The following is a 25,052-nucleotide window of genomic DNA, read 5'->3' on the forward strand; positions in this document are numbered from 1 at the left end:
CGCACCCTCCCCTCCATTGGGCCTCGCGCGCCGCGCCGTCTACCGCTGGCCGGCGGTGGTGTAGGCGTAGTACATGCTTCCCGTCATAAGCAGAAGGCTGAACAGGCCCTGAAGGACCGCCCCGGCGAAATCAAGGGCCGAGGTGAACTGCGGTGGGACCAGGTAGCCGTAAACCGCCAGGATGCTGCCTAGCAGGTACGGCAAGGGCAGGAAGCTCGCCCATTGGGCCGTGCGTCGGCGGCCGTGCAGGAGGCCCCGCAGGGGAAGCAGCAGGGGAACGGTCTTGACCGTCATCCATATCGGATAGGGGCCACCGGGGCTCCACCACAGGGCCCAGGCCATGGACGTGAGAAGCAGGCCCAGGAGGCCGGTGACCGCCGTAGCCTGCCACAAAGGCGGGGAAAGCCAAGCGGCCGGCTTGGCCAGGAGCTTTCGCATTGGTTCTCTCTCCAGGGGTACGGTTGCGGGGCATTGCAGGCCGCGTAGGACCGAATTTTTACGCCATCGGGTGCCGGAAAGAAGGGACAGCTTTAGAAAATGGTAGATTTTCTGTCCGAGGGACGCACCGTTCCAGGAATAGGCTTATAAGAAAATATTAAAACAATAATATTTCCTGTCCCTGAATTGTCCGCGAAGTGTTGACACTTTTGCCCCCTGGGGCGTACTTTCGATTGCGAAAAAAACGGCGTTGGATTGCCGGCGCGGGTCCGGTCAGGGCCCTTCGGGAAAACGCCCGAGACGGGGAACCCTCGCCTCTTTCACGGGTCGATCACCGTCACCGAGCGGAGGCTTATTCTGACGACCTGGAAAGGGAGGGGCAACCTCGGAAGGGGAAAGATGGGGATCTATCTTCCTAACCCTTTGAAGAAATTCGGTTCCCGAAGAGTCATGGGCGCGACCCTCCTTTATCCCGACGCAAGGCCGGGCCGGGTCAAGGCCCGCGGGGAGGGGGTAACCTCCAAGGCCTAAAAGCGTAAGGCAGACGCTGTCTGTCAGTAATCCTAAACCCGGGAAGGAGTAGGTGCCTTGATCAAGGAAAAGCCTTTCAAGAAAATGCTTGGACTCATTGTCGGCGGCGCCATGGTGCTGACCGCCTGCGCGGGACAGAACGGCGCCAAGATGGGGATGGCGGAGAAGGCCGAGAAGGAGGTTGCCAAGGCCGAGGAGGCGGTCGAGGAAACCCGTCAGAGCACCAATGATATCGGCCTTTGGAAGAGCACCATGAAGGTCCTCAACCAGGCCCGTTCCAGCCTTGAGGAAGGCGAATACGAGACGGCCATCGACAAGGCCGGAAAGGCCCGCTACCAGGCCAAGAAGGGGCTCGCTCAGTACCGCGAGGAGCAGGATCAGTATCAGCTGGCGGTTCAGGCCGGCGAGGCGAGCAAGGGCTTCGATGAGCAGGCCATGATCTCGGGCAACGCTCCCGGTGAGTAATGGGGGACAGATGGGTGCCCGGAATTGGGCACCCATTTCCTTTTTTGGTAGGGTTCCCGGCGACCTGGATACCAAGAACCCACTCAGCGAGGAGTGTGCGGGCTTATGAACCGAACGAGTCGACGTCTTTGTGCTGGCGGCTTGGCCCTGGGGGTCTCCCTGGCCCTGAGTGGCTGCGCCAGCCAGCCGACCGAAGAGGCGGGCCAGCTGGAGGAGCGGGCCGCCCGGGCTGTCTCCCAGGCGGAGGACGCTGTCCAGACCACCCGCCAGGAGACCGATGACCAGGGCCTCTGGAAGAGCACGCTCGGCACCCTTGACGATGCCCGTAGCAGCCTGGAGGACGGGAACTACGAAGAGGCTATCGACGCGGCCGAGGAGGCCAGCGACCAGGCCGAGAAGGGTCTGGAGCAGTACCGCGAGGAGCAGGAGCAACATAAGCTGGCCGTCAAGTCGGCCAAGAACAGCGGCGACTTCCCGGAAGGGGAGTGGGTCGGCAGCGGGGGCGACCGTGCGGCCGGTGAGCGCAAGTCCGTTGCCAACGGCACCCTGGTGATCGAGTCCGACACCGAGGGCCGGTATCAGGTCGGCAACGGGGATACCCTGTGGGGCATCGCCGCCGCGGACGCCATCTATGGCGATCCCTTCGCCTGGCCCCTCATCTACAAATCCAATAGCCGGGAGATCAACGATCCCGACCTGATCTTCCCCGACCAGGAGTTCGAGATCGAGTGGGGCGTGGACGCCGCCAGCCGCGACGCGGCCGTGCAGCACGCCAAGACCCGCGGCTCCTGGCGGCTCGGCGAGCCGGAGGCCTCCGACCTGGAGTACCTGGAGAGCAACTAACCGGGTACCCCGCCCGTTGAGGCAAAAAAACGGCGGCCGGAGGCCGCCGTTTTTTTGCGCCCCGATAGGCGCCTCCCGGACTAGGGGGCGTCCTCCAGGCGCACCTGGACATGCTCGAAGTGGATCCCCATTTCCAATAACCGAATCATCTCGCCGAGGCGATCCTGATCGTCGATCCGGATGGTGAAGGCGGTGCCGGCCCGGAAGAGCCCCGCCGGCATGAGCAGGGAGGGCGGAACCTTCGATCCGGTCAGCAAAAGAACAGGCTGCTCCTGGAGGGAGGTCCCCATGCGCCAGGAGATCCGAAACCAGCCGTCATGGAGGCTCCCGGGCAGGAGCTCCACCCCCGCCTCGGTTCGCTCCCCGTTCGGGGAGCCCTGCTGCCAGCGGATCAGACCCGCCCGCATGGGAGCGGCGGGGCCCTCGGAGGAGGGCGCCGCGGAGTCCATGATCAGCACCGGTTGGCCGACCAGCCGAAGACTGTCCGTCCGGGTCCCCCGCAAGCGGAGTCCCGTCTCTTCCCATTCGATGGCCTCCCAGGTCCCCGGGTCCGCCGGGTAGGGAGGGTGGGTCCGCGGTTCGCTCTGCAGGCGGACATTGGCCTGCAGGGAGGCGGGGTCCCGGTTGGGTGTCCAGCGTCCGGCGAAGCTGTGGCGGACGGCCTGCTCCAGGCCGACGGCAAGGCTGACCCGCCGGGGTTTGGCGAGTCGGGTTCTGCGCCGTCTGGGATCGCGGCCCAGGATGCGCTCCAGCCGCTGAAGGAGGATTTGCCGGGTGGACCGGGGGATGTCGGCGAGGCCGGGATGCAGCCGCTCGGGGGACGCACCCAGGGCCAGCCCCCGGCGAAGCTCCGAGACGCGGGCCAGGGCCCGGCTGGCATCGATGATCCACCATTTGGGGGTGTGGTCATCGGGGAAAAGCCCCCGGGGGTCCTGGCCGTCGGGAAGGGCAGGGGGATGGTCACCCGCCGCGTCGAAAACGAACCGCCCGCGTCCGCCCTCCACATAGGCCGATGGCGAAGTGGCTGGAAACAGCAAGACGTCCCGGGACAGCAGGTCGAGCATGGTCTCCAGATAGGGCTGCAGCTCCGGTTCCCACGCGAAGGGGTTGGCGGTTGCCTGGAGGAGGGTGCGGGCCGCCGGATGCAAGGGGGTGGTGCCTCCCCGCCCCTCCAGCGTTGGGCAGCGCACGGAGAAGAGCTGCGCAGAGCCGGTCGCGCGGAAGGTAGCGAGGAACCGACCCCACCATCGGGTGGGCGGCATCAGGTGCCTGCGCCAGTACCCCCGGAATTGGGCCTGCATCAGCTCAAGGGCGTGGGCGCAGGATCGCGCCAGGTTGCGCCGTCCGCGGGAGGGAAAGGGGAGAGAGGAGAACCCGCTGCGGGCCAGAAAGGCATAGGCGTTGATGAAACGCTCCAGCCGTTCGGTGTCCGTAGGCCGGAAGGTCGCATAGAGGCGGTCCAGCAACCTCAGCCGCAGGACGGCGGGGACGGTATGGAGCTCCGCCAGCCCCAGGGGATCCGGCTCCTCGGTACGAAGGGGGACGTCCGCGTTGCCCGCCTTGATGGCGTCCAGGTAGGCACCGAGGCGGGGACGTTCCGACGGAGCCGGGGTCGGGCCAGGGGGCTCGGACGGGTCCAGGGGAAGGCGGGTGTGCAGCCAGGTAGGGGGCAACCGTGCCTCGCGACGATGGTTGGAGGGATGGTTCAAGCGTTCCCTTCGCGGTCGAGCCCCGCCAGGGCCAGCCCTCGGGCGAATTTGGTTTCGGCCCCCGGCTGAAGGGGATAGCGGGAGAGCAGGGTGGAAACCAGCTCTTCGATCGCCCCCAGCGAGCCTTCCTTGAGCTCGAGCTCCACCTCGCAGATGGGGGCTTCCCGCTCCCCGGCGAGGATCCTGCCCTGATCGGCGGCCCACTCCACCAGGGTTCCTCCCTCAAGGTTCAAGTCGCGAATTCGGCGGACCATATCCACCCGGAACAGGGTGGTGAGGGGCTGGCCGGACTGCAGGGACCGCAAAGTTTCCACCAGCACGGGATCCGAGAAGACCTCCAGATCGGGCTCGGGGGCCGGTACCTTCGCCTCCCATTCCCGGTGATGGTGCAACCCGTCGCCGGCGCCTTCCCCCATGTCGGCCTTGACGGTGGCCACCCACTCCTCGCCCTCCTTGCGGATCCGGTAGGCGTAACCGCCCTTGAGGAGGCGGAGGTCGGGCGTGTCGATGTAGTCAGCCACCATGCGGACCGTGCGCTCGGGCCCTGTGGCCGCCTCCCGGATCTCGGGGGCCGACGCCACGGCCTCGAATTGGTCGGGCTGGGTCATCTGCAGCTTGTATTCCTGCTCCACCATGGAGTCGGTTCCCTCTGCCTTCGTTTTACAGTTCGCCATCGCGGAGGCGGTTCAGGATGAACTCGGCTACCGATTCCGGGCGGTCGAGGTCCAGGAGGGCGGTCCTGCCGATGTCCACTCGGGGCGGCGCGTTGGTGGCCACCGCGATGACGCCATCCACCTCGGCGGCCAGCAGCGGTTGGTCCAGCTCCGGTCGATGGACCTCGATCTTGGGTATATGCTCCCCCCGGTACCCCTCCACCAGCACGAGGTCCAAACGTTCCGGGTCCAGCCGGGTTAGCAGTTCCGGCAGGGCGGGCTCCCGTTCCTCGGGCTCCTCGGTGAACAGGGCCCAACGCCGTGGCGAGGAGACCAGGGTCTGGACCGCACCGGCCTTGCGCAGGCGGTAGCTGTCCTTGCCGGGAACGTCGGGATCGAAGCCATGATGGGCATGTTTGATTAGCCCGGGCCGCAGCCCCTTCTCCTTCAAAAGCGGGAGGAGCCGGGTGAGCAGGGTGGTCTTGCCCGAACCGCTATAGGCAACGAACCCCAGCACAGGCTTGGGAAATGGAGCCCCCATGGCATCTCCTGGACGGTATGATCGGGTGCCGTCGGCGGAGACCACAGGATACCGGGCCCCGAGGCTGGATTCGACCGTTACCCCCCCTCGATCGCGGAGATTGTTGCCATGTTCAAGCGCAAGGCGCGGATCCTGTTCCTGGATCCGGGACAAGGAGCCCTGGCCCGGGTGGCGGCGGCCTGGGCCGCACATGTCGGCACCCGCTGGGTCGAGGCGGGGGCGGGGGCCCTGGGGGAGAGGGACGATGAGATGCCGGACGGCGAAGATGTCCCCGGCCCGGGCCCCGAGGTGGTGTCCTGGTCGGGTGTGGACCCCCGGGAGTGGGACCTGATCGTGCCCCTTGTGGTGGATCGCAAGGTGGACTGGGAGGGGTATCTGTCCGGCCTCCGCCAAAAGCGCTGGGACCTGGTGGCGGAATGCGGGCGGGGGCCTTCGGGAGAGGCGCCGGATCCCCAGGCCTGCCACGAGGCCCTCCGTCACCGGGCCGAGGGCCTGGTGGGGGGGTTCCGCATGAAGGCCCGGGAGGACCAATCCGGGATGGACACCTAGAAGCCGGAGGTGGCGAGGGCGGGGCGCTGATCTGGGTGCCAAGTAGGGGGACGGGAATCCGGGATGAGGCGGAACCCCGTCCCCCTTGAAGGGATGGTGCCCCGAGCCCGCCCCGGATGGGGAGGTTAGGGCAGACGGCGGCCCTCGCGTCAGCGATCGGGATGTTCCAGGGGGCGGTGCCCTGTTGCTTTCTCGATGAGGTTCCGGGTTCTCTGCACCGCGGCCCGCCATCCCAGTTGGTCCCGCAGGACCCTCCGGGTCCGCAGCGTTACTTCGCGGGGGAGCTCCAGGTCGAGCAGCGCGGGGTCCCGACTCAATTCGTCCAGGGAGTAGATGGGCAGGTTCAGGTCCTTGTAGAAGCTGTACAGGGGATTGCGGTTGTGGAGGAATACCTTGGCCCCCATGAACAGCATGAGGGAGATGTTCCCCGCTGCCTGCTGCCGGATGTGGTTCATGATCACGTTGGAGCAGCTGCTGATCTTCTCCAGATACGCCTCCGGGGGCAGAAACAGCCGCAACGGGAGAAAGTTGGCCCCGAAGCGCTGCCGGCCGTCTTCCATGACCCAGGCGGCATAGCACTGGTTCCCGTAGCTTAACGGGCAGATGATCCGCCGTTCCGAATGGGATAAGGATTCGATCAGCTTGAAGGCCTCGATGTGGTTGTTGGAGAAAGAGGCGCTGTTTCCCAGGAGGATGTCGTTTCCCGTTGTGGTCTGGTGGTTTTCTATTCCTTCGAAGAACCCGGAGTTCAGGCTGTACCTCCAGTCCACGAACTCCGGTTTGTCGCTGTTCAGCTTGTCGGAAATGATCTCGTGCTCCCTTTTCAGGACGGGAGCGAAATAGTTCACCCTTTTTGCTAGGTCGCTTTTTTTCCGGTTTTTCTGCGTGACCCGGTCCATCAGGCCGCTATGGGAATCCTTCGGATCGCGTTGCCGGTTCTGGCAATATTCAAAGATTTCCAGGGTATCTTCCATAAGGAAATGGCGTTTGTCGTCAAAAATGATGTCGTAGTAATCAAATCCCATACCCATCCAGGAGAAATTGGTCCTTTCCGGGGCATGGGCGATGACCTCCTGGTTGAACTTGTTCAGGGAGTGCAGGACCACAAGGTCGTAGCCTTTCAGGGACCTCGTGAAAAAGGGGTCCTTGAAGCGGTAAGGGCTGATGGCCCGGGCGGGGGCCTCCTTGATGTACCGAAACCTTCTTTCTTCCGTCGGAACGAACACGGTATTGGAGGAAGGGACCGCCTCCTCGAACTGACGATAGGCCGAGTCGATGAACTTCTCGTCCGGCGCGATATGGGCGATCTTCGGCTTTTCGGGCATGGAGGGGGTCGTTCTTTCGCTGGTTCCGATGGCGCGTGCTAGGCGCTCTTGGCCGGGGACACCTCGGCGAACAGGTAGTGCTCCATGTTGTCCATCATCTCGAGCATCTCCTCCATGTCGCGGAACCGGAGGATCATGGTTCCGAGGGTGTCCTGGGAGCCGCTGAATTTCCTAACCGGATCGCCGGGGCTGGCCCAGATGTTTTGCTCCACGATCCTTTCCCTGACCTCGTCCGAGATCCATAACCGCTCCAGGATGCCGTCCGCCTGGGCGTGGACAATGTAGGAGGCCCAGAAACCCGATACCGGGGTGGGCTGTATGGCTCGGCAGTCCCCGCCCAGGGCCGCCTCCACCGTGTATTTGATGAGATCCACGCCGGTGGCGTACCGGTTTACTTCCGGAATCAGGTTTCCGCCGTTGCGTGGGCCCACCTCCAGGAAGTACAGATCGCCCTGCTCCGTGAACACCAGCTCGATATTCAAGGCCCCGTTCCGGAAGCCCGTCTCATCCAACAACCGCTGGGTATGGCGTTCCGCCGTTTCCCGTTGTTCCGCCGACAGGGTGGACGGAAAGCTGATCCCGGCCGGGACAATCCCGTTGCACTTGGGATCCGTATGCTGGTTCGACCAGCAGCAGAACCGCAGCTCGCCGTCCACTACGAAGGCGTCGGCGTCGATCTGATACCCCTCCTTTTCGATGGCCTCTTCCACCACCACCCGTCCGGACCGGGAAAACGCCTCCGCCCGGGCATAGGCCCCGGGGAGCTCCCCGGGGCCCCGCACCCGGGAGACCCCTTTGCTGCCGGAGGAGTCCGCGGGCTTGACGAAGCAAGGCCTCGCCAGGAGCTCGGCGAATTCCTGGGCCGCTCCGGCCTCCGTGAAGGTTTCCGACCAGGGCGTGTTGAAGCCGTTCTCCTCCAGAAAGCTCCGGAACCGTTGCTTGTCCGCGAGGGTCTGGACCGTTTCGTAGGGGTTGGAGGGCAGGCCGAGCCGGTTTCCCACATAGGCGGCGGTGGGGGCCGCCGGATCGGAGGCGTAGGCCACGATTCCGTCGATGTCCAATTGGCGGGCCAGGGCCAGCACTCCGTCGGAATCCGTTGTGCTCACGTTGTGGCATTCATGGGCGAGCCGATGGCCCGGGTTGTCCGGACGGTTGTCGACGGTGATTACATGGTGGCCCGCCTGCCGCGCATACCGTATGGGCGGGGTCTGCATCGGGCTCGCGCCAAGGAAGATCAGCCTGCCCATGGGGATAGTTCCTTTTTGATGGTTTCGCAGATGTGCCGGATCGTGCCTTCCCCGAGGCCGGGGTACACCGGCAGGCACAGCACCCTGGCGGCGGTTGCCTCCGCATTCGGGAACCGCTGCTCGGTGCCAAAGGGGGAGGTGGTGCTCAGGGCCGGGTAGAAATAGGGACGGCAGTGGATATCGGCCCGGGCCAGGGCGCTCCAAAGCCGGTCCCGGGCTCCCTGGTCCTCGAGGAGGATGGGTGCGTAGGCCCCGTTTCTGGTGGCATCCGGGCTCCAGCGGGGGAAGTCCACCCACCCCTTCAGCTTGGTTTCGTAGTCCTGCTGGATCTCCCGGCGCCGGACCAGGATGTCCGGAAGGTCCTCCAGCACCGCCAACCCCATGGCCGCCTGGAGCTCGCTCATTTTGGCGTTCCCGCCGGGATGGCGGATGGCCCCGGAGCCCCGCTCGATGCCGAAATTAATCAGGCTTCGGGCCCGCTGCTCGGCCTCCTCCCCGCGGAACACGATCCCCCCGCCTTCGCCGGTATGGAAGAGCTTCGTGGCGTGAAAGCTCAGGGTGACGGCGTCCCCCCACCGGAGAAGGCTTGCGCCTTCATGGTCCACCCCCAGGGCATGGGCCGCGTCATAGACGGTCGCCAGGCCCTTGCGCCGGGCCAGCTCCCCGAGAGCGCGCACATCACAGGGGTTGCCGTAGACGTGCACCGGCACGAGGGCGGTGGTGTTCGCGGTTACGGCCTGCTCGGCGCCTTCGGCGTCGAGGTTCAGCGTGGCCGGGTCGATATCCGCGTAGCGGGGCCGGACCCTCTGGTTGCTCAGGGCGGCGCTGGTGGCCACGAAGGTGAACGGCGTGGTGACGGCCTCCCCCGCGATCCCCAGGGCCTTTACGGCCACGCTCAGGGCCAAGGTCCCATTGGCCACCAGAAGCAGATGGTCGATGCCCAGGAAATCCTTCAGGCGCTCCTCCAGCTCCCGGACCAGGGGGCCGTCGTTGCTGACCTGCCCGGTCTCATAGATGCGCTCCAGATAGCTCCACAATCTGCTGCGGTCCGGCAGGTAAGGGGTCCCCACGGTGATCATCCGTTCGTTCCTTTCGCCGGATGCCGGAGCCGTTGCCGGCTGGTGGATGGTTGCGGAATTCCCATCCTTGTCATGCCCGGCCCAATGAGCCGCACATTTCTTGTTGGGATGACGGAATTTGTAGAAAAATTTTACGGTTTTTGATCCGGTTTCCCGTATTTAAAGGTTTCGGGAAAAAAATAGTTAGCCTCGTTTTGAAAAAGGTCAGCCCTTCAGTGGTCAACGGTTATAGGGGAAAGGGTACTTTCATATTTCACTGTGTTGGATTGGGGGCTACCCGGATCCAATCATGTCGTAGCATCAGGGTGGGCGAGGAGAGGTGCCGGAATCTATTCAGGACACTGGGGGATCGTCAGGCAGGATTCGAAAAGCGGTAATGGGTTAATGTGGTTTTCGCGGCTTGAATCGGTGCATTTCGTTCAGTCTCTTGTAAAAAAATCCTTGCTTCCAAGGGGAACAGGGAAGACTCCCGTAACGGAAGATGCCTATGGTTGCTTTGCCGGGCGAGCGCAGGCCCAGGGTACTGTTGATAGCCATGAGGAGCCCCTTGCAGGAGCCCATTTGCCGGGGAATCCGGGAAGGAGGTGGGGAAGTGGTCGGTATTGCCGAAAAGAGTGGCTGGCCGGAGGAACGACCGGGAAAGTGGAGGCGTTCCTGGCCAGGCCCTCCCGGCGATCCCGGCTGGTTGGCGTCGGGCCCGAGGGTGGCCATAGGAGGCGCCTCCGAACAGGAGCAGTTGGCCGGTCTCGTGGGCCGGCTTCAACCGGATATGGCCGTCGTGTCCCGCTGGAGCCTGCTTTCGGCAGATCTCATCCGGGCCTTCCCCCAGGGGGTCCTGAATACCCATCTTTCCCTTCTTCCCGAGCTGCGGGGGAAACACCCGGCGGTGGGGGCGCTGCTTGCCGGTTTGCGGAGGACGGGGGTCACCATCCAGGTCATGCAGGAGGGCATCGATACGGGGCCGATTCTCCTGCAGCGTCCCTTTCCCATAGAGGTCGGGGATGGGGAGGGGGAGATCACGGCCCGGGCTGCTTCGCTGTTGGCCCCAATGTACAGACAGGTGATCGAGGGCATGCGGACCGGCTGCTGGCCGAAGGGGCGGCAGCAATCCACGGGAATGGAATGCCATTTCAGCTGGAAGCGGCAGTTCGGCTCCGAGCCGCCCGAGCGGCTGCCCGTGGATTGGTCCGCTCCGGCCTGGCTGATCCACCGCGTGGCCCGCTTGCGGGTTTGCTGCACCCGTCTGGGTGGTAGGGAGGTCACGCTCCGGTGGACGGGCGCTGACGAGGCCGTGCCGGAGGGGTGCCTTTCGGAAACTCCCGGGGAGGTCCTGTCGGTCCAGGGTCGGCGGATACGGGTTATGACGGGCCAGGGGGTGGCGGAGCTCGAGGTGGCCGGGCCCGTTGGGGATCTGGGCCCGGGCGTCCATTTCGAAAACGGCCGATGGCCCCGGTGGAGGGAATTCGTGGCCTGGGTGGAGGCCTTGCCCCGGGAGGTCAAGCTCGGCGGGGCCACCTGCCAGGCCTAACCCAGGGCCTATTCGGTCTCCAGGTCGTACCCCTCCGGGAGCGCGCGCCCGAGGTGAGCGGCCAGGGACGCGTTCGCCTCCCTGAGTTGCTGCATCAGCCAGCGATACACCGGAACGCTGGGATCCATTCGGGTCTCGGAGAGGTCCGGAGGAGTTACATGGGCGCGGGCCTGGGCCTCCTGGATCAGCAGCCGTTTCTTACGCACGTCTCGGTAGATGTCCAGGTCGAGCAGGTTGCGGTCTCGGCCGTGGGCGGTGCGTTGCCGATGGAGGGTGGCGTGCTCGAAAAGGAGGTTGCCGAAGTCGTGCCTAACGCTCCGGTTCAGGGCCAGCTTGTGGCCGAGCACCTCCGGGGAAAGGGAAGGGTTGTGGTGCTCCAGGGCCGGGCTTTCTTCCGAAACGCCCAGGATCCGGGCGACCGCCCGCGTCAGCTCATAGCCCCGTTCGGTGGTCTTCAGGGAGCCATCCTGCTCCCGGTATTCCTCCAGGAAGCCAACGCGGACATTGGGCTCCCCGAACGCGCCGGCATAGGATTCCACCAGCTCGTTGTAGCAAAGGTCCGGGAAGAAATTCCGTTCCCGGAACTTGTAGATGTAGTCGAGGAACTCCACCCATCCCATGGGCAGGCCGTGCTTGACGTATTCATTGTAAAGGGACCACAGGAAGTGGTCCTGGCGGCGCAGCAGGGCGAATACGGTTGCCCCGGGTCCGAAGATCTCCCGCAGGCGCATGGCCATGGTCCGGGTGTCGACCATGTCGGGGGTGAACCGGAAGGACAGCCATTCCAGGGATAGGACAAGGGCCTTCTTCCCCGCCTCCGTTGCTCTGTCCGCCTGCTCCCGGATCTTGTCTCGTGCTAGGTCCCGCTCCTTTTCGAAGGCCTCCGCCCGGGCGTACAGGAGGAGGTGCTCGAATATCCGCTCGATTTCCGCATCCGCATAGCCGATCTCGCCGTCCGCCCCCACCCCGAGGTAGTGGATCTCCGGGTGTTTGGCGAAAAAATCCTTTTGCAGGGAGGTGGTTACGGTTTTGGGTATGCCGATGTGGATCAGGGTGTTCATTAGGCGTCCCGGGGTGTCGGCAAGGGGTTATGGAAACCATCCCCAGCAGCCGTCTCCGAGGATGTCAAGGAGGCAAGCCGGCCTTGCCGGGCTGGGGCTGGGTGGACAGGGGTACTTTCCGGGGAGTTGACCGGGTCGGGGGAACGCGTCCTCAGCGGCTTGTCCCGTTTTCGGTTTGTCCCTAGGGTCATAGGAGAGGCCCCGCAAAACGGGGGCGTGGAAAGGCTCATCACCTTCTTCTTTCTCATCGGAAAGGGAAGTCAATGCGGCAGATAGCGAAGCTCGGGCGGATCGTGGCGGCCCCGTTGGCGGTTCTGGTGGCCCTGGCCTCCATACCGGCCTCGGCCGGGGCGGGGCTCGTGTCCACGGAGCAGGTGGTCCAGGATGCCCGGATGGAAGCCGAGCGGGCGCGGGTGCAGTCCTTCCTGGAACGAGATGATGTCCGGCAGCAGCTGGAACGGCTCGGGGTTAGCGCCGAGGAAGCGTCCAAGCGGGTGGACAGCCTTACGGATGCCGAGGTGCGCCAAGTCGCGGGGGCCCTGGACCGCGAGCCGGCCGGGGGTGACGGTCTGGGGACCCTGGTCGGTGGGGCGATCTTCGTCTTCATCGTCCTCCTGATTACGGATATCGCCGGCCTCACGGACGTGTTCCCCTTCGTTAAGAAGCCCTAGGACCGTGGCCGTGTGGCGGGTCGGGGGCATCCTGGCGGTGCTCCTTCTCTCCGCCTGCGCCCACCTGGAAAGCGACCGCCTCCAAGAGGAGGCCGGAACGCTTCCCGATCGGGCCCGGGTCGCGGAGGTTCCCTTCTATCCGCAGGAGGCCCATTACTGCGGTCCGGCCTCCCTGGCCATGGTCCTGTCCTGGTCCGGCCGCGAGGTGGGGCAGCGGGAGGTGGCGCCGGAGGTGTTCACCCCCGACCGGGACGGCAGCTTCCGTACCGACATCCTGGCCGCTGCCAGGCGGCACGGGCGTCTGGCGATTCCGGTGAAGGATCTGGAAGGGGTGCTGGCCGAGGTGGCCGCCGGCCATCCGGTGCTGGTCTTCCAGAATCTGGGCCTCGACTGGCTGCCCCGGTGGCATTACGCCGTGGTGGTGGGGTACGACCTCGGTAGCGGGCGAATGGTGCTGCACACCGGGCGCAGGGAAGCCCGGGAGGTAGCCCTTTCTACCTTCGAGCGCACGTGGGAGCGCGGGGGGCGGTGGGCCCTGGTGGTCCTCCCGCCGGGGGAGATGGCGGCCACGGCGGAGCCGCTTGCGGTGCTGGAGGCGGGCGTGGGCCTGGAGCGGGCCGATCGCCATGCGGCGGCCGGACGGGTCTACGCCGCCGTGACCCGCCGCTGGCCCGACCGCGTGGAGGGCTGGATCGGACTGGGGAACGTCCGGTATCACCAGGGCGAGCTGGAAGGCGCGGAGTCGGCCTACCGGGAGGCCTTGCGCCTCGAACCCCGGAAGGCGGAGGCCTGGAATAACTTGGCCCTGGTGCTCGGGCGGTCCGGCCGGACCCGGGCGGCCCGGGAGGCCGCCCGTTCCGCCATCCGTTCCGCCGGGGGGAAGGGGGAGGCCTACCGGGAAACCCTGCAAGAACTAGGGGGAACCCCCGAAAAATTTCAATGAAAATCTGGATTGCCGGACCCTCCCGGCTACGGGAGACCATCAAACGAGATCAACCTGTGTGGCTCCGGACAAGGAGGTAGACATGCGCGTTACCGAAGGAATGGGGCTGGCCGCGGTGGCGGCCGTGCTGCTGGGCGGGCTCGCGGGGCCGGCCCACGCCGGCGACGCTTCCGCCGAGCTGCAGGACACGGATGGCGAGGCGGTCGGGGAGGTCAAACTGAAGGAGAGCCCCCACGGGGTCCTCGTGCACGCGGAACTGGAGGGGATGCCGGAGGGCACCCACGCCTTCCACATCCATGAAACCGGCCGGTGCGAACCGCCGTTCAAGTCCGCCGGCGGGCATTTCAATCCGGAGGACAAGGCCCACGGGTTCATGAGCGAGGAGGGGTACCACGCCGGGGATATGCCGAACATCCACGTCTCCGACTCCGGCGACCTGGAGGTGGAGTACTTCGCCCCGGGCGTGGAGCTCGATGAGCTGCTGGACGAAGACGGCGGGGCCATCCTGGTGCACGAAGGCGGGGACGACTACGAGACCGACCCCGCGGGGGACGCCGGGTCCCGTATCGCCTGCGGCGTGATCGAAGACTAGGATTCCCCGGGGTCGCAGCGGCCACCGCCGCGGCCCCGTTCCCCCGGACCCGGTCTCAGCGCGGCGTCGCTTCCCGGTCCCCGCGCCCCTCCTCCAGCTCCTGCCAGCAGGTTCCCGTCCAGATCTCCGCCGGCCGGAAGCGGTCCTTGTAGGCCATCTTGTCGCAGTCCCGGATCCAATACCCCAGATAGACGTGGGGGAAGCCTTCCTCCCGGGCGTGGGCGATCTGCCAGAGGATGGCGTAGGTTCCCAGCGAGCGCCGGCTCTCCTCCGGAGCGAAGAAGGTGTACATGGCGGAAAGACCGGTGGGCAGGAAGTCGGTTATGGCCACCGCCAGCAGGCGCTCCCCGGGGTCCCGGAGCTCCACCAGCCGGGTGTCCACCGGGGAAGTCAGGCAGGCCCGCCCGAATTCTTCCGGCTCCCGGAAATCCATCTCCCCGCCCGGGTGGCGGCTTTTCTGGTATCTGCGGTAGAGCTCGAAGTGCTCCAGGTCGAGCTCCGCCGGCCGGATCCGCGCATGGAGGTCGGCGTTGCGCCGCCAGGTTCGCCGCTGGCTGCGGTCGGCCCGGAACCGGTCGGCGGGGATGCGCAGGGATTCGCAGGCGCTGCAGCCCGGGCAATGCGGGCGGTAGAGCCGCGGGCCGCTGCGCCGGAAGCCGTACCGGATGAGCTCGCCGTACAGCTGGCTATCTACCGGCACCCCCGGGTCGTAGACCGCGGAAACCGCCGTCCGGTCGGGCAGATAGGGGCAGTCGTAGGGAAAAGTGGCGTATAATGTCATGCCTGGGGTTGGCCGATGGGGCTTGGTTGACACCCTGGCGGACCGGACCTAGGGTGCGTAAAATCGGGAATTTCCTGTCTACGAGCCAACCATGATAACGCAGTAGCCGTTTCCGGGTGGCGGCTCCGGCCCGCCGCCCTCAAGCCTATATACAGGAGCGAGCCTTGAAGCTCACTGGCGCAGATATCGTCGTCCGATGCTTGCAGGAAGAGGGAGTGGATACGGTCTTCGGGTACCCCGGAGGGGCCGTGCTCCACGTATACGATGCCCTGTTCAAGCAGGACCGCGTGCGCCATGTATTGGTTCGCCACGAGCAGGCCGCCATCCATGCGGCCGAGGGCTATTCCCAGGCCACCGGCAAGGTGGGCGTGGGCCTGGTGACCTCCGGGCCCGGGGCTACCAACGCCGTTACCGGCCTGGCCACCGCGCACATGGATTCGGTGCCTATGGTGGTTATCACCGGCCAGGTGCCCACCGCCATGATCGGCAACGACGCCTTCCAGGAGGCGGATACCGTCGGCATTACCCGGCCGTGCACCAAGCACAATTTCCTGGTGAAGGACGTCAGCGAGCTGGCCTCCACCATCAAGAAGGCCTTCTACATCGCCTCCACGGGGCGCCCGGGGCCCGTGGTGGTGGATATCCCCAAGGATGTCACCGCCACGGAGTACGAGTTCGAGTATCCCCAGGAAGTGCATATGCGCTCCTATAACCCCACCATCAAGGGGCACTCCGGGCAGATCAAGAAGGCCGTGGAGCTTATGCGCAACGCCGAGCGCCCCATGGTCTATACCGGGGGCGGCGTGGTGCTCGGTGACGCCGCCGAGGAACTGACCCAACTGGTGCGCAAGCTCAACTTTCCCATCACCAACACCCTGATGGGGTTGGGCGGCTACCCCGGCGACGATCCGCAGTTCGTGGGCATGCTCGGCATGCACGGCACCTACGAGGCCAACATGGCCATCACCCACTGCGACGTGCTGGTGGCCATCGGCGCCCGGTTCGACGACCGGGTCACCGGCAAGATCGAGCGCTTCGCCCCGCACGCCAAGATCGTCCACGTGGACATCGACCCCGCGAGCATCTCCAAGAACGTGGAGGTGGACGTGCCCATCGTCGGGCATGTGCAATCCGTCCTGGAGGAGATGAACCAGATCGTGGACCGGGAGGGCCCCGGGGAAACGGGGCGCCTGCAGCCCTGGTGGGATCAGATCAACGAGTGGCGCGGCCGCGATTGCCTGAAGTACGACCGCGACAGCGGCCTGATCAAGCCGCAGTTCGTGCTGGAGAAGCTCTACGAGGTGAGCGAGGGCAACGCCATCATCACCTCCGACGTGGGCCAGCACCAGATGTGGGCGGCGCAGTTCTACCACTTCAAGCGCCCTCGCCAGTGGCTCAACTCCGGTGGCCTGGGCACCATGGGCTACGGCCTGCCCGCGGCCCTCGGCGCGCAGATGGCCTACCCGGACGCGGCGGTGGCCTGCGTTACCGGGGAGGGCAGCATCCAGATGAACATTCAGGAGCTGTCCACCGCCAAGCAGTACCGGCTGCCCGTCAAGGTGATCAACCTGAACAACGGCTACCTGGGCATGGTGCGCCAGTGGCAGGAGCTGTTCTACGAGAGCCGCTACGCCGAGTCCTACGTGGACGCCCTGCCGGACTTCGTGGCCCTGGCCGAGTCCTACGGCCACGTGGGCCTGCGCACCGACAAGCCCGGGGACGTGGAGGGGATGCTCCGCGAGGCCCTGAGCACGGACCGGCTGGTGTTCCTGGACTTCGTCACCGACCCGGCCGAGAACGTCTATCCCATGGTCCCGGCCGGTGCCGGCCTGGACGAAATGGTCCTGGTGTGAGGGGCGCCCCATGCGACGCGTGATATCCGTACTGCTGGAGAACGAGGCCGGGGCCCTGTCCCGGGTGGCCGGCCTGTTCTCCGCCCGGGGCTACAATATCGAGGGTCTGTCGGTGGCCCCCACCGACGACGAGGGGGTCTCCCGGATGACCATCGTCACCTGGGGCGACGACCAGATCCTCGAGCAGATCATCAAGCAGCTCCGCAAGCTCGTGGAGGTGATCAAGGTCACCGATCTCACCGAGGGCGCCCACGTGGAGCGGGAGATGGTGCTGCTCAAGGTGCAGGCCGAGTCGGGCGACGAGCGCGCCGAGGTGAAGCGCATCGCCGACATCTACCGCAGCCGCATCATCGACATCACCGACACCTCCTACACCCTCGAGGTGACCGGCGACGGCCAGAAGGTGCAGTCCATGGTGGAGCTGTTCGAGCCTTCCCGGGTCGTGGAGGTGGTGCGAACCGGGGCCATCGCCATCGGACGCGGTGCCCGCGGCATGTGAGCCGCCCTCCAGCGGGCTCCTGACGGGGGTGCGAGGTTCGCACCCCCGTCGCATTCGGTGCCGAAAGCCTTCGCACCGGATACCGAATCCCCATCCGTAATCCAACGCATGTGGTCAGGTCTAGGAAAGGACGCGAGTGCCATGAAGGTTTACTACGATCAGGACGCCGACCTCTCTCTGATCCAGGGCAAGGAGGTGGCCATCATCGGCTACGGCTCCCAGGGCCACGCCCACGCCAACAACCTGAAGGATTCCGGGGTCTCCGTGACCGTGGGCCTGCGGGAGGGCTCCGGCTCCTGGGCCAAGGCGGAGAACGCCGGCCTGAAGGTGGCCAGCGTGGAGGACGCCGTGGCCAAGGCCGACGTGGTCATGGTGCTGGCCCCCGACGAGCACCAGAAGGAGCTCTACTACGGCCAGATCGAGCCCAACCTGAAGGAGGGCGCCGGGCTCGCCTTCGCCCATGGCTTCAACATCAACTACGGTCAGGTGATCCCCCGCAAGGATCTGGACGTGTTCATGGTGGCCCCCAAGGGCCCCGGCCACACCGTGCGCGCCACCTTCGAGCAGGGCAGCGGCGTGCCCAGCCTGATCGCCATCGAGCAGGACGCCACCGGCAAGGCCCAGGACATCGCGCTTTCCTACGCCCGCGCCAACGGCGGCACCCGCGCCGGCGTCATCGAGACCACCTTCCGCGAGGAGACCGAGACCGACCTGTTCGGCGAGCAGGCGGTGCTGTGCGGCGGCCTGTCGGCGCTGATCCAGTCCGGCTTCGAGACCCTCACCGAGGCGGGCTACGCCCCGGAGATGGCCTACTTCGAGTGCCTGCACGAGATGAAGCTCATCGTGGACCTGCTTTACGAGGGCGGCATCGCCAACATGCGCTACTCCATCTCCAACACCGCGGAATACGGCGACTTCTCCCGCGGACGGCGCCTCATCAACGAGGACGTCAAGGAGGAGATGCGCAAGGTCCTCGGCGAGATCCAGGACGGCAGCTTCGCCAAGGAGTACATCCTGGAGAACCAGGCCGGTACCCCTCGGCTGCAGTCCGCCCGACGCTTGGCGCGGGAGCATCCCATCGAGGAGGTGGGCGAGCGCCTGCGCTCGCAGATGAAGTTCATGAGCGCCGGCAAGCTGGTGGACCGGGATAAGAACTGAGTCCCGCGGCAAGCACTGCAACGGATCCGGGCCCGTTCCGCCGCCTCCGCGGCGGGGCGCGGCCCGGCTTTTGCGAGGAAACGGAGGAATGAGAACCCGCGCCAACCCCCGCAAGGGGGTGTTCGTGCTGCCCAATCTGCTCACCACGGCGGCCATGTTTAGCGGCTTCTTCGCCCTGATCAAATCCGTGGAGGGGGCCTACGTCCTGGCCTCGGTGGCGATTCTGGTGGCACTGGTGTTCGATGGCCTGGACGGCCGGGTGGCCCGACTGATCAACGCCGAGACGGATTTTGGCGCCGAGTACGACAGTATTTCCGACGTCATCGCCTTCGGCCTGGCCCCGGCGGTGCTGGTGCACCAGTGGGCCCTGGGGCCCTTCGGCAACATCGGCTGGCTCGGTGGCTTCCTGTTCACCGCCTGTGCCGGGCTGCGCCTGGCCCGCTTCAACACCCAGAGCGCGGTCAAGGACAAGCGCTACTTCCAGGGCCTTCCGGCCCCCGCGGCCGCGGCCACCCTGGCCACCTGGGTGCTGTTCGTGGCGCAGACACCCGTAACCGGGGTCTGGGTGAACCTGGCCTCCCTGTTCGGGGTCTATGCATTGGCATTGCTCATGGTGAGCAATATCCGTTTCCGCAGCTTCAAGGACGCCGATCTCCGGCACCGGGTACCGTTCTTCGCGGCGGTTCTGATCGTGGGGGCGCTGATCCTGGTGGCCATCCATCCGCCGCTGGTGCTGTTCGGCTTCTTTTTCCTCTACGCCCTGGCCGGGCCGGTGGATACCATGCGCCAGCTCCGACGCAAGCGTTCGCAGCGCCGGAAGCGGGGCGAGGTTGACAGCCCCGGTCGGGAGCAATAAGTTCTATAACTGGCGAAAATTCATGCCCAGGGGATTTGCACCAATGGGAGTGTCAGCGATTCAAGGCGCCGCATCCCCCCGGTTCCGGGCCGCCCCTCATGGCGGCTGCGGTCCCGTACGTGCTGCTGTCGCGATGTCCTTCCTGCGCCTATCCCACCTCCTGCCCCTGCGGCGGCTACGCCTCCTACGCGGCTGACCGCACCCCCGATCCCCATTTCGCGGAATCCGGCCGGGTGCGCCGCCCTCGAAGTAGCGCGCACCGCCTACGCCGTTGATTCGCGCCGTTTCCCAATTTGCCCGTAGCCTTCCGTTGAGGCCGGTTGGACGAGCGGAGACTGCCCCATGGCCGACCGAGTACTGATTTTCGATACCACCCTGCGCGACGGGGAGCAGAGCCCCGGCGCCTCCATGAACGCCGACGAGAAGATGCAGATCGCCCGTGCCCTGGAACGGCTGCGGGTGGACGTGATCGAGGCCGGCTTCCCGTCCGCCTCCAAGGGCGATTTCGCCTCCGTGAAGGCCATCGCCGACGAGATCCGCGATTCCCAGATCTGCGGCCTGGCCCGGGCGCGCGAGGCGGACATCGACGGCGCGGGGGAGGCGCTGGCCGGGGCCTCCGATCCGCGCATCCACACCTTCATCGCCACCAGCGATATCCATCTGCGCGCCAAGCTCAAGATGAGCCGGGACGAGGTGCAGGATATCGCGGTGGCCGCGGTGAAGCGGGCCCGCCGCTACACGGATAACGTGGAGTTCTCCGCCGAGGACGCCGGGCGCACCGATTCCGATTTCCTGTGCCGGATGGTGGAAGCGGCCATTGACGCCGGCGCCACCACCATCAACATCCCGGACACGGTGGGCTACGCCATTCCGCAGGAGTTCGGCGACCGCATCCGCATGCTGCGCGAGCGGGTGCCCAACAGCGACCGGGCCACCTTCTCGGTGCACTGCCACAACGACCTCGGCCTGGCCGTGTCCAACTCCCTGGCGGCGGTGGAGAACGGCGCCCGGCAGGTGGAGTGCACGGTGAACGGCCTGGGCGAGCGTGCCGGCAACGCCGCCATGGAGGAGGTGGTCATGGCCCTGCGCACCCGGGCCGACCACTTCGGCGTGGACACCCGCATCGAGACCACCGAGATCGTGCCCACCAGCCGCCTGGTGGCCACCGTCTCCGGCTTCGCCGTGCAGAACAACAAGGCCATCGTCGGCGCCAACGCCTTCGCCCACGAGTCGGGCATCCACCAGGACGGCGTGCTCAAGGAGCGCGAGACCTACGAGATCATGACCGCCGAGAGCGTGGGCTGGTCCCGCAACCGCATGGTCCTGGGCAAGCTCTCCGGGCGCAATGCCTTCCGCACCCGGCTCCAGGAGCTGGGCGTCCACCTGGACGAGCAGCAGTTCGAGGCCACCTTCGAGCGCTTCAAGGCCCTCGCCGACCGCAAGCGGGAGATCTTCGACGAGGACCTCCTGGCCCTGGTGAACGACGAGGTGACCCGGATCGCCGAGCGCTACAAGGTGGCCCGGCTCCACGTCTGCTCCGACACGGGGCAGGCGCCGGAGGCGGATCTGACCCTGGAGGTGGACGGCGCTGAGCGCTCGGCCACCGCCGGCGGGGACGGCCCGGTGGACGCCGCCTTCAAGGCGGTGGAGGCCATTACCGAGGTGGATGCGGAGCTCAAGCTCTACTCGGTGAACGCCATCACCGGCGGCACCGATGCCCAGGGCGAGGTGACGGTGCGCCTGGAGCGCGGCGGCCGCATCGTCAACGGCCAGGGGGCGGACACCGACATCGTCACCGCCTCCGTCAAGGCCTACGTGCATGCGCTGAACAAGCTGATGGGCGAGCCGCCGGCCAAGCATCCGCAGCTCTGAGGAGTGTCTGGTGCCCGGCAGGCCGGGCGCAGACTCCGGGGCGAGCGGAAAATTGGACCGCAGAGGGCGCGGAGGTCGCAGAAAACCGCAAACAATGGGTAAGCGCTTCCATTTTCTTCGTGCCCTCTGCGTATTCTGCGGTACCTAATTTGGCGCCGGTAGCCCGGCTCGCTGCCGGCGGCTCTTGAGTAGCAAGACAACGGAAAACGCAATGTCCGGAAAGACCCTTCTCGACAAGCTCTGGGACGCCCACGTGGTGGAGACCGATGACAACGGCGTCTCCCTGCTCTACATCGACCGCCACCTGGTGCACGAGGTGACCAGCCCGCAGGCCTTCGAGGGCCTGCGCCTGGCCGGGCGCACGGTGCGGCGTCCCGAGCTCACCTACGCGGTGCCCGACCACAACGTGCCCACCACGGATCGCTCCCAGGGCATCAGCGATCCGGTCTCCGCCAAGCAGGTGGCGGCCCTGGACCGCAACTGCGCGGAATTCGGTGTCACCGAGTTCAAGATGGACGACCCGCGCCAGGGCATCGTCCACGTGGTGGGGCCGGAGGAGGGCATCGTCCTGCCGGGCATGACCGTGGTCTGCGGCGACAGCCACACCTCCACCCACGGCGCCTTCGGCTGTCTGGCCTTCGGCATCGGCACCTCCGAGGTGGAGCACGTGCTGGCCACCCAGACCCTGCCGCAGCGCAAGCCCAAGTCCATGCGGGTGACGGTGGACGGGCCGCTGCCCACGGGAGTTACGGCCAAGGACGTAATCCTGGCCATCATCGGCCGGATCGGCACCGCCGGCGGCACCGGCTACGCCATCGAATTCGCCGGCCAGGCCTTCCGCGACCTCTCCGTGGAGGGGCGCATGACCGTCTGCAACATGGCCATCGAGGCGGGCGCCCGGGCCGGCATGGTGGCGGTGGACGACAAGACCATCGACTACTTCCGCGGCCGGGCCTACGCGCCGGAGGGCGAGGCCTGGGAGGCCGCCGAGGCCTACTGGCGGACCATGGTCTCCGATGCGGACGCCGTCTTCGACGCCGAGGTGAGCCTCGACGCCGGCGAGCTCATCCCCGAGGTGACCTGGGGCACCTCGCCGGAGATGACCGTGCCGGTGAGCGGCCGGGTTCCGGACCCGGCGCAGGAGGCCGATCCGGTGAAGCGTTCCGCCATGGAGAACGCCCTGGCCTACATGGGCCTGGAGCCCAATACCCCCATGCGGGAGATTCCCCTGGACAAGGTGTTCATCGGTTCCTGCACCAACGCCCGCATCGAGGACCTGCGCGCCGCCGCAGCGGTGGTGGACGGCAAGCGGGTGGCCGAGGGCGTGGAGGCCATGGTGGTGCCCGGCTCCGGCCTGGTGAAGGAGCAGGCCGAGAAGGAAGGGTTGGACAAAGTGTTCACCGAGGCCGGCTTCGAATGGCGCGAGCCCGGCTGCTCCATGTGCCTGGCCATGAACGAAGACCGGCTTGCCCCCGGCGAGCGCTGCGCTTCCACCTCCAACCGCAACTTCGAGGGCCGGCAGGGCCGGGGCGGGCGCACCCATCTGGTGAGCCCGGCCATGGCGGCCGCCGCCGCCATCGCGGGGCATTTCGAGGACGTGCGCGAGGTCTGAGCCGGTTTTAAAGGGGATTTGATCCGCAGAGACGCAAAGGACGCAGAGAAGGCAGACAAGCAAGGTGGGCCGAGCCTTTTGTAGGCGAGGCTGAACCGCGACCTACGAAGCCTGATTGGTCAAGGTCGTGGCGTGGACGCCGCTTCTACAACGGTCCCTCAAGCCAGGCTCGTTTTGTTCGTCCTCTGGGTTCCCCGCGTCTCTGCGGGCAACCTGCCGTCAAAGGGAGTACGACTGTGGAACCGTTTACCCGCATGAGGGGCCTGGTGGCGCCGCTCGACCGCGCCAACGTGGACACCGACGCCATCATCCCCAAGCAGTTCCTGAAGTCCATCGAGCGCACCGGATTCGGCGTGAACCTGTTCGACGAGTGGCGCTACCTGGACGAGGGCGAGCCTGGCAAGGACAATAGCGCCCGCCCGGAAAATCCCGATTTCCTCCTCAACCAGGACCGCTACCGCGGCGCCACCGTGCTCCTGGCGCGGGAGAACTTCGGCTGCGGCAGCTCCCGCGAGCACGCCCCCTGGGCCCTGGCGGACTATGGCTTCCGCGTCATCATCGCGCCGAGCTTCGCCGACATCTTCGCCAACAACTGCACCAAGAACGGCATCCTCACCATCACCCTGGAAGCCGATACGGTGGACCGCCTGTTCAAGGAGGTGGAGGCGCAGCCCGGCTATGAGCTGGACGTGGACCTGGAGGCCCAGACCGTCACCACCCCCTCGGGGGAGCGGGTCCCCTTCGAGGTGGACGAGCACAAGAAGCACATGCTCCTCAATGGCCTCGACGAGATCGGCCTCACCCTGGAGCGCGACGCCGCCATTGCCGCCTTCGAGGCGGAATACCGCAAGCGGGCTCCTTGGGTGTTCGAGGCACAAGGGTAGGGCGGACCGCGGGTAGAACCGCAGAGACGCAAAGGCCGCAGAGAACGACCAAAAACGCCTTGATGGTTGCCCGTAGCAGGAGCGGCGTCCCCGGCGCGACCTTGGTCCGACGGCCCGCACCGCTCCCACGGGAGACCGGCTTCCGTTCAATGGTATGCCTTCTCCGTGCCCTCTGCGTCTCCGCGGTTGGAAGAATCGTATAAGGAAAGGAACCCCATGACGCACAAGCTCGCCGTACTGCCGGGTGATGGCATCGGCCCTGACATCGTCCGCGAGGCCTGCAAGGTTCTGGAGGTGCTGCGCGCCGACTTCGGCCTGGACGTGGCCTGGGAGGAGGCCCCCGTGGGCGGCACCGCCTACGATCAGACCGGCCACCCCCTGCCCGACACCACTCTGGAGCTGGCCAAGAGCGCCGATGCGGTTCTGTTGGGCGCTGTGGGCGGCCCGCAATGGGATAACCTGGACTACACCCTGCGCCCTGAGCGGGTGGCCCTGCTTGGCCTGCGCAAGGAGCTGGACCTGTTCGCCAACCTGCGCCCGGCCAAGGTATTCCCCGAGCTGGTGGACGCCTCTGCCCTGCGCCCCGAGGTGGCGGAGGGCATCGATATCATGGTGGTGCGCGAGCTCACCAGCGGCATCTACTTCGGCGAACCCCGCGGGGTGGAAGAGCTCCCCGATGGCCGCCGCAAGGGCCTGAACTCCCTCGTCTATACCAGCGACGAGATCGAGCGCATCGCCCGGGTGGCCTTCGAAATCGCCCGCAAGCGCTCGGGGCGGGTATGCAGCGTCGACAAGGCCAATGTGCTCGAGGTTAGCCAGCTGTGGCGGGACGTGGTCAGCCACGTGGGGCAGCGGGAATTCCCGGACGTGGAGCTGTCTCATATGTACGTGGATAACGCGGCCATGCAGCTCGTCCGGGACCCCAAGCAGTTCGATGTCATGGTAACCACCAATATGTTCGGCGACATCCTCTCCGATGAGGCCAGCATGCTCACCGGCTCCATCGGGCTGCTGCCGAGCGCCTCCCTGAGCGCCGAGGGCGCCGGCATGTACGAGCCCATCCACGGGTCCGCCCCAGATATCGCCGGCATTGGCAAGGCCAATCCGCTGGCCACCATCCTGTCGACGGCCATGATGCTCCGCTACAGCCTGGATGAGATCGAGCTGGCCGACCGGATTGAGCGGGCCGTGGGGCAAGTCCTCGCTGACGGGCTGCGCACCCCGGATATTGCGGGCGAGGGCGAGCGGGCCATCGGCACCGCCGAGATGGGCGACGCGGTGGTGGCGGCGCTGCGCGGCTAGGCAGCTACCTGAAGGAGCCCGCTTTAGCGGGCGATTAGGCGAAGGAAGCCCCGGGACCCG

At 66.2% G+C, this 25,052-nt stretch carries 24 protein-coding genes; 15 read left to right on the top strand and 9 right to left on the bottom strand.

The genetic code is table 11. From position 1 onward, the window contains the following. Positions 1–39 precede the first annotated feature (39 nt). Positions 40–438 carry a DUF2069 domain-containing protein gene (locus AN478_RS06335; RefSeq protein ID WP_054965781.1) on the bottom strand — a complete coding sequence of 133 codons (399 nt, stop codon included), beginning with the start codon at positions 436–438 and terminating at the stop codon, positions 40–42. Positions 439–1,053: 615 nt separating this feature from the next. On the opposite strand from AN478_RS06335, the gene AN478_RS06340 reads away from it, so the two are divergent. Together AN478_RS06340 and AN478_RS14090 are read left to right on the top strand one after the other, a co-directional pair. Then, the gene (locus tag AN478_RS06340) at positions 1,054–1,434 is read left to right on the top strand and encodes a hypothetical protein (protein ID WP_143004176.1); all 381 of its coding nucleotides are present in this window, start codon (positions 1,054–1,056) and stop codon (positions 1,432–1,434) included. A gap of 105 nt (positions 1,435–1,539) precedes the next feature. Further along, complete coding sequence (locus tag AN478_RS14090; protein ID WP_176758780.1) at positions 1,540–2,277, top strand: LysM peptidoglycan-binding domain-containing protein; 738 nt, start codon at positions 1,540–1,542, stop codon at positions 2,275–2,277. 80 nt (positions 2,278–2,357) lie between these two features. Here AN478_RS14090 and AN478_RS06350 read toward each other — a convergent pair whose 3' ends face one another. Genes AN478_RS06350 through mobB form a run of 3 tightly spaced genes read right to left on the bottom strand, consistent with a single transcriptional unit; the run spans position 2,358 to position 5,180 of the window. After that, the gene (locus AN478_RS06350) at positions 2,358–3,950 is read right to left on the bottom strand and encodes a hypothetical protein (protein WP_074471456.1); all 1,593 of its coding nucleotides are present in this window, start codon (positions 3,948–3,950) and stop codon (positions 2,358–2,360) included. A gap of 32 nt (positions 3,951–3,982) precedes the next feature. After that, positions 3,983–4,621: a CYTH domain-containing protein gene (locus AN478_RS06355; RefSeq protein WP_054965784.1), complete on the bottom strand. Its 639-nt coding sequence runs from the start codon at positions 4,619–4,621 to the stop codon at positions 3,983–3,985. A gap of 25 nt (positions 4,622–4,646) precedes the next feature. Then, positions 4,647–5,180 carry a molybdopterin-guanine dinucleotide biosynthesis protein B gene (gene mobB / locus AN478_RS06360; RefSeq protein ID WP_054965785.1) on the bottom strand — a complete coding sequence of 178 codons (534 nt, stop codon included), beginning with the start codon at positions 5,178–5,180 and terminating at the stop codon, positions 4,647–4,649. Positions 5,181–5,288: 108 nt separating this feature from the next. Here mobB and AN478_RS06365 point away from each other — a divergent pair, with 108 nt between their 5' ends. Beyond that, on the top strand, positions 5,289–5,729 hold the full coding sequence (locus AN478_RS06365) for a hypothetical protein (protein ID WP_054965786.1): 441 nt from the start codon (positions 5,289–5,291) through the stop codon (positions 5,727–5,729). 149 nt (positions 5,730–5,878) lie between these two features. Here the strand turns inward: AN478_RS06365 and AN478_RS06370 are convergent, their stop codons facing one another. Genes AN478_RS06370 through AN478_RS06380 form a run of 3 tightly spaced genes read right to left on the bottom strand, consistent with a single transcriptional unit; the run spans position 5,879 to position 9,380 of the window. Then, the gene (locus tag AN478_RS06370) at positions 5,879–7,054 is read right to left on the bottom strand and encodes a TDP-N-acetylfucosamine:lipid II N-acetylfucosaminyltransferase (RefSeq protein WP_054965787.1); all 1,176 of its coding nucleotides are present in this window, start codon (positions 7,052–7,054) and stop codon (positions 5,879–5,881) included. Positions 7,055–7,092: 38 nt separating this feature from the next. Beyond that, entirely contained in the window at positions 7,093–8,301 is a 1,209-nt protein-coding gene (locus AN478_RS06375) for an ATP-grasp domain-containing protein (RefSeq protein WP_054965788.1), read from the bottom strand. Next, a complete protein-coding gene (locus tag AN478_RS06380) occupies positions 8,289–9,380 on the bottom strand; it encodes a DegT/DnrJ/EryC1/StrS family aminotransferase (RefSeq protein ID WP_074471457.1) in 1,092 nt (363 codons plus the stop codon). The genes AN478_RS06375 and AN478_RS06380 overlap by 13 nt, the downstream gene beginning before the upstream one ends. A 535-nt stretch (positions 9,381–9,915) precedes the next feature. Here AN478_RS06380 and AN478_RS06385 point away from each other — a divergent pair. Beyond that, positions 9,916–10,908 (top strand): formyltransferase family protein, encoded by a 993-nt coding sequence (locus tag AN478_RS06385; protein WP_269434443.1) that lies wholly within the window; start codon positions 9,916–9,918, stop codon positions 10,906–10,908. Between the two features lie 8 nt (positions 10,909–10,916). On the opposite strand, the gene AN478_RS06390 is transcribed toward AN478_RS06385, so the two are convergent. Continuing rightward, complete coding sequence (locus AN478_RS06390; RefSeq protein WP_054965790.1) at positions 10,917–11,969, bottom strand: hypothetical protein; 1,053 nt, start codon at positions 11,967–11,969, stop codon at positions 10,917–10,919. Positions 11,970–12,232: 263 nt separating this feature from the next. On the opposite strand from AN478_RS06390, the gene AN478_RS06395 reads away from it, so the two are divergent. The 3 genes from AN478_RS06395 (at position 12,233) to AN478_RS06405 (ending at position 14,175) form a co-directional block, all read left to right on the top strand. After that, the gene (locus tag AN478_RS06395) at positions 12,233–12,640 is read left to right on the top strand and encodes a PA2779 family protein (RefSeq protein ID WP_054965791.1); all 408 of its coding nucleotides are present in this window, start codon (positions 12,233–12,235) and stop codon (positions 12,638–12,640) included. 10 nt (positions 12,641–12,650) lie between these two features. Next, positions 12,651–13,583 carry a PA2778 family cysteine peptidase gene (locus tag AN478_RS06400; protein ID WP_197289211.1) on the top strand — a complete coding sequence of 311 codons (933 nt, stop codon included), beginning with the start codon at positions 12,651–12,653 and terminating at the stop codon, positions 13,581–13,583. Positions 13,584–13,665: 82 nt separating this feature from the next. Then, positions 13,666–14,175 (top strand): superoxide dismutase family protein, encoded by a 510-nt coding sequence (locus AN478_RS06405; RefSeq protein ID WP_074471458.1) that lies wholly within the window; start codon positions 13,666–13,668, stop codon positions 14,173–14,175. 55 nt (positions 14,176–14,230) lie between these two features. Here AN478_RS06405 and AN478_RS06410 read toward each other — a convergent pair whose 3' ends face one another. Beyond that, positions 14,231–14,956: an arginyltransferase gene (locus AN478_RS06410; protein ID WP_054965793.1), complete on the bottom strand. Its 726-nt coding sequence runs from the start codon at positions 14,954–14,956 to the stop codon at positions 14,231–14,233. Positions 14,957–15,120: 164 nt separating this feature from the next. Between AN478_RS06410 and ilvB the strand changes: the two genes are divergently transcribed. The 8 genes from ilvB to leuB all read left to right on the top strand — a co-directional run bounded on the left by ilvB (position 15,121) and on the right by leuB (position 24,992). Then, positions 15,121–16,809 carry a biosynthetic-type acetolactate synthase large subunit gene (ilvB, locus tag AN478_RS06415; protein WP_054965794.1) on the top strand — a complete coding sequence of 563 codons (1,689 nt, stop codon included), beginning with the start codon at positions 15,121–15,123 and terminating at the stop codon, positions 16,807–16,809. 10 nt (positions 16,810–16,819) lie between these two features. Continuing rightward, positions 16,820–17,308 (top strand): acetolactate synthase small subunit, encoded by a 489-nt coding sequence (gene ilvN, locus AN478_RS06420; RefSeq protein WP_054965795.1) that lies wholly within the window; start codon positions 16,820–16,822, stop codon positions 17,306–17,308. A gap of 141 nt (positions 17,309–17,449) precedes the next feature. Then, complete coding sequence (gene ilvC / locus AN478_RS06425) at positions 17,450–18,466, top strand: ketol-acid reductoisomerase (RefSeq protein WP_054965796.1); 1,017 nt, start codon at positions 17,450–17,452, stop codon at positions 18,464–18,466. Positions 18,467–18,554: 88 nt separating this feature from the next. Next, entirely contained in the window at positions 18,555–19,322 is a 768-nt protein-coding gene (gene pssA, locus AN478_RS06430) for a CDP-diacylglycerol--serine O-phosphatidyltransferase (protein WP_054965797.1), read from the top strand. A gap of 342 nt (positions 19,323–19,664) precedes the next feature. Then, a complete protein-coding gene (locus tag AN478_RS06435) occupies positions 19,665–21,194 on the top strand; it encodes a 2-isopropylmalate synthase (RefSeq protein WP_054965798.1) in 1,530 nt (509 codons plus the stop codon). A 211-nt stretch (positions 21,195–21,405) separates the two neighbouring features. Continuing rightward, the gene (gene leuC / locus AN478_RS06440) at positions 21,406–22,806 is read left to right on the top strand and encodes a 3-isopropylmalate dehydratase large subunit (RefSeq protein ID WP_054965799.1); all 1,401 of its coding nucleotides are present in this window, start codon (positions 21,406–21,408) and stop codon (positions 22,804–22,806) included. A gap of 236 nt (positions 22,807–23,042) precedes the next feature. Beyond that, entirely contained in the window at positions 23,043–23,690 is a 648-nt protein-coding gene (gene leuD, locus AN478_RS06445) for a 3-isopropylmalate dehydratase small subunit (protein WP_054965800.1), read from the top strand. Between the two features lie 216 nt (positions 23,691–23,906). After that, complete coding sequence (gene leuB, locus AN478_RS06450) at positions 23,907–24,992, top strand: 3-isopropylmalate dehydrogenase (protein WP_054965801.1); 1,086 nt, start codon at positions 23,907–23,909, stop codon at positions 24,990–24,992. Positions 24,993–25,052: the final 60 nt, after the last annotated feature.

Source organism: Thiohalorhabdus denitrificans, from assembly GCF_001399755.1.
In the GTDB taxonomy this organism is placed as follows: domain Bacteria; phylum Pseudomonadota; class Gammaproteobacteria; order Thiohalorhabdales; family Thiohalorhabdaceae; genus Thiohalorhabdus; species Thiohalorhabdus denitrificans.

Coding starts and splice junctions, on each gene's coding strand:
- AN478_RS06390 (WP_054965790.1), bottom strand. CDS start 11,969: ATGAACACCCTGATCCACATCGGCATACCCAAAACCGTAACCACCTCC.
- AN478_RS06385 (WP_269434443.1), top strand. CDS start 9,916: ATGAGGAGCCCCTTGCAGGAGCCCATTTGCCGGGGAATCCGGGAAGGA.
- ilvC (WP_054965796.1), top strand. CDS start 17,450: ATGAAGGTTTACTACGATCAGGACGCCGACCTCTCTCTGATCCAGGGC.
- AN478_RS06375 (WP_054965788.1), bottom strand. CDS start 8,301: ATGGGCAGGCTGATCTTCCTTGGCGCGAGCCCGATGCAGACCCCGCCC.
- AN478_RS06380 (WP_074471457.1), bottom strand. CDS start 9,380: ATGATCACCGTGGGGACCCCTTACCTGCCGGACCGCAGCAGATTGTGG.
- AN478_RS06370 (WP_054965787.1), bottom strand. CDS start 7,054: ATGCCCGAAAAGCCGAAGATCGCCCATATCGCGCCGGACGAGAAGTTC.
- AN478_RS14090 (WP_176758780.1), top strand. CDS start 1,540: ATGAACCGAACGAGTCGACGTCTTTGTGCTGGCGGCTTGGCCCTGGGG.
- pssA (WP_054965797.1), top strand. CDS start 18,555: ATGAGAACCCGCGCCAACCCCCGCAAGGGGGTGTTCGTGCTGCCCAAT.
- AN478_RS06355 (WP_054965784.1), bottom strand. CDS start 4,621: ATGGTGGAGCAGGAATACAAGCTGCAGATGACCCAGCCCGACCAATTC.
- AN478_RS06335 (WP_054965781.1), bottom strand. CDS start 438: ATGCGAAAGCTCCTGGCCAAGCCGGCCGCTTGGCTTTCCCCGCCTTTG.
- AN478_RS06395 (WP_054965791.1), top strand. CDS start 12,233: ATGCGGCAGATAGCGAAGCTCGGGCGGATCGTGGCGGCCCCGTTGGCG.
- AN478_RS06365 (WP_054965786.1), top strand. CDS start 5,289: ATGTTCAAGCGCAAGGCGCGGATCCTGTTCCTGGATCCGGGACAAGGA.
- mobB (WP_054965785.1), bottom strand. CDS start 5,180: ATGGGGGCTCCATTTCCCAAGCCTGTGCTGGGGTTCGTTGCCTATAGC.
- leuC (WP_054965799.1), top strand. CDS start 21,406: ATGTCCGGAAAGACCCTTCTCGACAAGCTCTGGGACGCCCACGTGGTG.
- AN478_RS06405 (WP_074471458.1), top strand. CDS start 13,666: ATGCGCGTTACCGAAGGAATGGGGCTGGCCGCGGTGGCGGCCGTGCTG.
- leuB (WP_054965801.1), top strand. CDS start 23,907: ATGACGCACAAGCTCGCCGTACTGCCGGGTGATGGCATCGGCCCTGAC.
- AN478_RS06410 (WP_054965793.1), bottom strand. CDS start 14,956: ATGACATTATACGCCACTTTTCCCTACGACTGCCCCTATCTGCCCGAC.
- ilvN (WP_054965795.1), top strand. CDS start 16,820: ATGCGACGCGTGATATCCGTACTGCTGGAGAACGAGGCCGGGGCCCTG.
- AN478_RS06340 (WP_143004176.1), top strand. CDS start 1,054: ATGCTTGGACTCATTGTCGGCGGCGCCATGGTGCTGACCGCCTGCGCG.
- AN478_RS06435 (WP_054965798.1), top strand. CDS start 19,665: ATGGCCGACCGAGTACTGATTTTCGATACCACCCTGCGCGACGGGGAG.